This window comes from Nocardiopsis lucentensis DSM 44048 (genome assembly GCF_000341125.1).
In the GTDB taxonomy this organism is placed as follows: domain Bacteria; phylum Actinomycetota; class Actinomycetes; order Streptosporangiales; family Streptosporangiaceae; genus Nocardiopsis; species Nocardiopsis lucentensis.
The window spans coordinates 1-5132 of the sequence record NZ_ANBC01000866.1 but is presented as its reverse complement, the minus strand read 5'-3'; the positions used below and the strand labels follow the sequence as shown (position 1 = coordinate 5132).

At 69.1% G+C, this 5132-nt stretch carries 5 protein-coding genes and 1 pseudogene; 3 read left to right on the top strand and 3 right to left on the bottom strand.

Annotation, left to right across the window (positions count from 1 at the left end; genetic code table 11):
* Together D471_RS0129970 and D471_RS0129965 are read left to right on the top strand one after the other, a co-directional pair.
* On the top strand, nucleotides 1–1173 hold a 1173-nt coding region (locus tag D471_RS0129970), incomplete at its 5' end, for a cytochrome P450 family protein (RefSeq protein WP_017602027.1).
* Between the two features lie 305 nt (nucleotides 1174–1478).
* Nucleotides 1479–2417, top strand: a complete 939-nt coding sequence (locus D471_RS0129965) for a poly(ethylene terephthalate) hydrolase family protein (RefSeq protein WP_017602026.1) — start codon at nucleotides 1479–1481, stop codon at nucleotides 2415–2417.
* A 74-nt stretch (nucleotides 2418–2491) separates the two neighbouring features.
* Here D471_RS0129965 and D471_RS0129960 read toward each other — a convergent pair whose 3' ends face one another.
* Together D471_RS0129960 and D471_RS0129955 are read right to left on the bottom strand one after the other, a co-directional pair.
* A complete protein-coding gene (locus D471_RS0129960) occupies nucleotides 2492–2728 on the bottom strand; it encodes a DUF397 domain-containing protein (protein WP_086003059.1) in 237 nt (78 codons plus the stop codon).
* Nucleotides 2668–3474, bottom strand: coding sequence for a helix-turn-helix domain-containing protein (locus D471_RS0129955; protein ID WP_017602024.1), 807 nt, complete (start codon nucleotides 3472–3474; stop codon nucleotides 2668–2670). Before D471_RS0129955 ends, D471_RS0129960 begins: the two co-directional genes overlap by 61 nt.
* 108 nt (nucleotides 3475–3582) lie before the next feature.
* Between D471_RS0129955 and D471_RS0129950 the strand changes: the two genes are divergently transcribed.
* A complete protein-coding gene (locus D471_RS0129950; RefSeq protein ID WP_017602023.1) occupies nucleotides 3583–3945 on the top strand; it encodes a hypothetical protein in 363 nt (120 codons plus the stop codon).
* Nucleotides 3946–4033: 88 nt separating this feature from the next.
* Here D471_RS0129950 and D471_RS36935 read toward each other — a convergent pair.
* Nucleotides 4034–5132: pseudogene (locus D471_RS36935) on the bottom strand (ABC transporter substrate-binding protein); the annotation flags it as partial.

Genomic DNA, 5132 nt, shown 5'->3' with positions numbered 1-5132 from the left:
GGGGCCCCCCGCCGCTGGCGCGAGGTGGTCGAGGGCCGCGTCGACCTGGCCACCTCCCGCCCCACCCTCTCCTGGCGCCCCAACGCCCTGTACACCGACGGCGCCGCCCACACCCGGCTGCGCGCCCCCATCGTGGACGCCCTGTCCAGGGTGGACCTGGCCACGACCGAGCGGGTGGTCCGGCGCATCGCCGACGACCTGGTGGACGCGTTCGTCGCACGGGGCCGGGCCGACCTCATCGCGGAGCTCGCCGCTCCGCTGCCGGTCCTGGTGGTCAACCGCCTGTACGGGCTGTCCGACAGCTACGGCCACATGCTCGGCGACCTGACCTCGATCGTCTTCGGAGAGGACGCCAAGCGGGGCGCGGACGCGGTGTCGCGGATCCAGCAGTACTTCGCCGGCCTGGTGGTGCGCAAGCGGGAGCGCCCGGGTGAGGACCTCGTGTCGTGGATGCTGGCGCACCCGTCGGGGCTCAGTGACCACGAGGTCGCCCACCAGGCCGCGCTGATCAACAACGCCAGCCACCAACCCACCACGCACCTCATCGGCAACACCATGCGCACTCTGCTCACCAACCCGGGACTTCGGCAGGCCCAGGCCGACGCGTGCGTGTCGGTCCAGGACCTCCTCGACCACGTGATGTGGACGGACATGCCGTTCCAGCTGATCGCCGCCCGGTTCGCCCTGCACGACGTGCGGATCGGGGACGCCGACGTGCGGGCGGGCGACGCCCTGCTGATCGGCTTCGCCCCCGCCCACCGCGACCCCGCGGTCCGGCCCGACCCGCGGCACGGAACCGCGGGGGTGGTCAGCGGCAACCGCGCGCACCTGATGTTCGGGGCGGGCCCGCACGCCTGCCCGGCCCGGGAGCTGGCGCGGATGATCACGGCCGTCGCCGTCCGCACGCTCAACGAACGGCTCACCGGGCTGCACCTGGCCGTCCCGCCCGAGGAACTGCGCGCGGTCCCCTCGGTGTTCGTCCGGGGTCTGCGGGAGCTGCCCGTCGCCTTCGTCCCCGGTGAACCCTCGCGCCGGACCGCCCCTGAGACCACGGAACCGCAGTGTGGACCCCGTCTCCCCCAGCCCCGCCCGGAGCCGGACGAGGGTCATCGCGAACCGGACCTGCTCGACCGCCTCCTGTCCTGGTGGCGGGGTCCGCGTCAACGGGACTGAGCGCGGCGGGGCCGGGCACGGCGGCGTCCTCCGCGGCGGGCACAGCGGCTGAACTGGTCGGTCGGAACCACTGGTGATCACACGGATTCCATTTCACCGAAACGACACCATAGTGAAACAAGACACACAGAGAGGAGAAGCCCGACCGCCACCCCCGACAGTTCCCGGAAAGCGGAATCCGATATTCCACGTGAACCTCCGGGAGAACCCCGAACACGGACGGCGCGACCGTTTTCGGCAACGGACGAATCCCCCTGGAACGCGACCTCGGTCCGCGTTTCCCGCTGCACGAAAAGGACAACGACGTGCGAACGAAGAATCCCCCCGCCCCACCCGACACGAACACCGCCGGCGCCGCGCGCTCCTGGGCGAGCCGCGTCACCGCGAGGGCGGCCCTGGCCGTGGCTCTGACCCTGGGCGCGGCCGGCGGGCTGGCCGCCCCCGCCCACGCGGCCGACAACCCCTACGAGCGTGGCCCAGACCCCACGGAGCAGAGCGTCACCGCCGTGCGCGGCCCCTTCGACACCGACACGACCTCCGTGTCGTCCCTGGTGTGGGGCTTCGGCGGCGGCACGATCTACTACCCCACCGACACCAGCGAGGGCACCTTCGGCGGTGTGGTGATCGCTCCCGGGTACACGGCGAGCCAGTCGTCGATGTCCTGGTACGGGCACCGGATCGCCTCGCAGGGCTTCGTGGTGTTCACCATCGACACCAACACCCGGTACGACCAGCCCAACAGCCGGGGACGCCAGCTCGACGCCGCGCTGGACTACCTGGTGGACGACAGCGACGTCGCGGACCGGGTGGACGAGGACCGCCTGGCCGTGATGGGCCACTCGATGGGCGGCGGCGGCTCACTGGCCGTCGCGGAGGACCGCCCGGAGCTCCGGGCGGCGATCCCGCTCACGCCCTGGCACACCCAGAAGGACTGGTCGGACGTGGAGGTGCCGACGCTGGTCATCGGCGCGGAGAACGACACGGTCGCGCCGGTCTGGTCGCACTCCATCCCGTTCTACGAGAGCCTGGACCCGAACCTGGACTCGGCCTACCTGGAGCTGCGCGGCGCGAGCCACTTCGCGCCGAACTTCTCCGACACGACGATCGCCCGGTTCAGCATCTCCTGGCTGAAGCGGTTCGTCGACGACGACCTGCGGTACGAGCAGTTCCTGTGCCCGCCGCCCAGGACCGGCTGGGGCACGGACTTCTCGGACTACCGGGACTCCTGCCCGCACGGTTCCTGACCCCACCCCGCCCGAAGGGGGCGGCGGGCCGCGCCGCGCGGTCCGCCGCCCCCTGCCGCTGTCGGGGGTCCCCGCTATCCGGCGGAGCCGGCCTTGAGGTCCCCGAGGAAGGAACCCCACTCGGGGAGGGTGAAGCTCAGGTGACCGAGTTCCCGGTTCTGCGTGTCACGCATGAGGACGGCGTCCGACATCTCCCTGACCTCAACGCATCGAACATCGGTCGCGCTGTAAGAGGATTTGTGCCATTCGTTCACAGTAGGTCCCTCAGTGCCTTGATCTTGTGCAACGAGTCGTTCGGAGAAAGTGCCCATACCTGTAGCCTGTTGTACGCGGACTCCAGTTTCCGCACGTACCTGGCCTCGCTCGTCATGTGTCCGCCGATACAGTGTTCGGTACACACAATGGGACTTTGGTCCTCAATGTATACCAGCCAGAAGGCCCCCACGGTCCACGCGAAGTCGCTGATCCCCTCCGGAAGGACCTGGAGGGTGAGCCCCTCGGTCTGCGACTCCTGGACCAGTCTCTCCAGTTGTTCCCGCATCGTCTCGGCACCGCCCACCAGACGGGTGAGGACGAACTCCGGGATGACGACGCTCAGCCTGAGTTCCTCGTTCTCCCGCAGGAGCCGCCGCCATGCCTTACGCATGTCGACGGTCTTCTCCAGGCTCTCCCTGTCGATGTTCGGAACGGAGTGGGACGTGATGATCCGCGAGTAGCTCTCGGTCTGGAGGAAGCCGGGGAGGACAAAGGGATGGAAGAACCTTATCTCAGTCGCTTCCTTCTCATACTCGTCCGGCTGTTCGTACCAGGACCCGCTTTCCGAGCGCTCGACGTCCCGCCACATCCTGAGCAGAGCGCCCCTTGTACCGAGTTCCCGGTCCAGGGCCTCGACAATTCCGACATTGGGTGCCCGAACCGCGCGCTCGATCTTGCTGTGGTAGGTGGCCGAGTACGTCGTCAGCCGGGCGAGGCGGTCGAGGGACAAGTTCGCCTGGGTGCGGAGACGACGGACGTGCTTGCCAAACTCGACCCACGCGGGCTTCAGTCGGTCCACCATGTACCGACCCTGTCAAGAATTCGGTACTGATGTGTATGGAACTGCCCAGAGCGTGATCTCTTTGTATCCTCCCTTCCCTCGCGTCGTCGCAGGTGCGAACCTCTCAGCATGACCAGTACACGCACCGACGCGGAAGGGACCGCCCCGGAAGAGGGCCGACGCCGGTGGACACGCGTACCGGCCGGACCGGACGCGGGCATCCGCGCCGTGACGACGTACGGCGCGCTGGCCGTTCGCCGGGACGAGGCGCTCAAGCAGCTGTACGCCGCCCTCCGACGGGCCGACGTCCCCGGTACCAGGCTCGACCTCTACGGCGAACCCGCGGTGTACACCCGCACCACACGCACCCGGGTCCTTGGCCGATACTTCCTCACCCAACGCGTTCTCGACGACGGTTCCGTCCTGGAGACGGGCTCGGTGCCCGTCCAGTACACCGACGCCGCGGTCGGCCTCGTCCGCGACCTGGCCTAGGACGGACGGCGGCGACCCGGGAAGGTTCCCGGGCCGCCGTGTCTTCCTGGTCCTCCGCTTCGCTTCGGACCGGGTTCAGGTGGGCGCGTCAGTCGTGGAAGTCGAGTTCCTCGGGCGAGAGCCGCTCGAAGTCGATCTCCTCGACGGACCCACCGGAGCGGTCGGTCACCCGCGCCCCCTGGACCAGCTCGATCTCGTCACCCTCCGAGTACTGGGTGACGTACACGCCCTGGTGGCCGCCGTGGTCGTCGCCGGACGAGCTGAACGGGACGAGCCCGGGTCCGCGCCACTCCTGCGTCTCCAGCGCGTCGATGAGCGACTGGCGGGTGAGGTCCTCTCCCGCCGACTTCAGGACCTGCGCGAACATCACCGCCTGGGTCATCCCGAACAGGTGCGTGTTGGTCAGCGGAGCGCCGTCCCCGTACTCCTCGTGCACCTCGATGAAGAACTGGGACCACTCGTCCTCGGTGTCCTCCACCCTGGGCAGGTAGCTGGTGATGAGCAGCCCGTCCAGGAAGGCGTCCGCGGGCACCTCCTCGGCGTCGCCGCCCTCCGTGAACCGGGCGAGGAGCCCCTGGAGGGNNNNCACTGCGGCTCGTAGCCGATGCTCGCCGACTCCAGCAGCGCCAGCGCGACGAACGCCGGGATGCACGAGCACACGACCACCTCGGCGCCGGAGCGCTCCAGTTCGGCGATCTGCGCTCCGAGGTCGGTGACCTCCGTCTCGTAGTGCTCCCGCGCCACGACCTCCTCGCTGAGGTACTGGTCGAGCCCGGCCTGGGCGTCGACGCCGATGTCGTCGTTCTGGTACAGGTAGCCGACGCTCTGCCCGGGGAAGTTCTCGGCGATGTACTCGCCCTGGATCTTCGCCTCCTTCGTGTAGTCCGTCTGCCACCCGTAGGTGAGCGGGTGCTCCTCCGGGTTGTTCCAGGCCAGGGCGCCAGAGGACGGGAACACGTCGGGGACGCCCTCGTCGTTCAGGTAGTCCAGGACACCGGTGTGCGTCGGGGTCCCCAGACCGCCGACCATCGCGAAGATCTCGTCCTCGATCACCAGCTCCCGGGTCACGTCGATCGTCTGGGCCGGGTCGTAGGCGTCGTCCTCGGGCCGGTAGTCGATCCGCCGCCCGTTCACCCCTCCCTGGTCGTTGACGTAGTCGAACACGGCGGCCGCCCCCTGGGAGACAG